1 protein-coding gene is annotated in these 767 nt (G+C 43.3%); it reads right to left on the bottom strand.

Annotated features, from left to right (window positions below; all coding sequences use genetic code 11):
- Positions 1–603: hypothetical protein (locus FC24_RS09215; RefSeq protein ID WP_202813615.1), on the bottom strand; the 603-nt coding region annotated here is incomplete at its 3' end.
- Between the last annotated feature and the right edge of the window lie 164 nt (positions 604–767).

The raw sequence follows: 767 nt of genomic DNA on the forward strand, positions 1-767 counted from the left end.
CCCAGGATGCATTCTAAAAATGAATTTGCTTGCCGGTTGCTCCACCTCGGCAAAGGTGCGGTACGGCTGTAGTTCAACTGGATTGGGCACTCGGACCTCACCTTGACTGGCAATACCCGTTTTAACTGTTACAGCTTGTGAGACGCCATCATCATTCGCATTTTTAACATTTTCCTCGCGTAAATTACCCAGTACTTTCATCAGAATTTTGCGGTCAGGCGTGTTAACAAATTGTGCTTGCAGGATAATAAGCAGCTGTTCCGCTTCGATAAAGTCACCAAATGGAATCTCCGGCACGATGGCATCCGCTTGAAGCAAAACTTCGCGGTTATTGTATTTATCCAAACTATTAATCAATCTAACCCGATGGTCATTGACGACATGTAAAATCAATTTTGCATCCCGTCGCTCTTCATTTTTCTGGATATAATCAACCACGCCGGATAAAGTGTGCAAACCCAATGCTTCGCGAACACCTGTTTGAGGGTGTGATTGTTGTAAATAGCGCCCATCAACAACGCCATACTCTGCCCCTGTAGCACTTTTAACAATTTTTTTGCTGCCTAATTCAACTAAATATTGTAATGCTTCTTTTTCAATCATGGTGAATCCTCCTAATTATGTTTGCTTTGCAGGTCGACAATGTTATTCGCTTTCTGTTCGACCTCTTTAATTGGCTTACCCTTGTCATCTTTAAGCGTTGAATCTTCAGCGTCAAAGTAAGTCTGCCCTGGCACGCCTGACTTAAGCTCGTTTGCCTCCAGATA

Origin of the sequence: Loigolactobacillus rennini DSM 20253 (genome assembly GCF_001436505.1) — a bacterium.
In the GTDB taxonomy this organism is placed as follows: domain Bacteria; phylum Bacillota; class Bacilli; order Lactobacillales; family Lactobacillaceae; genus Loigolactobacillus; species Loigolactobacillus rennini.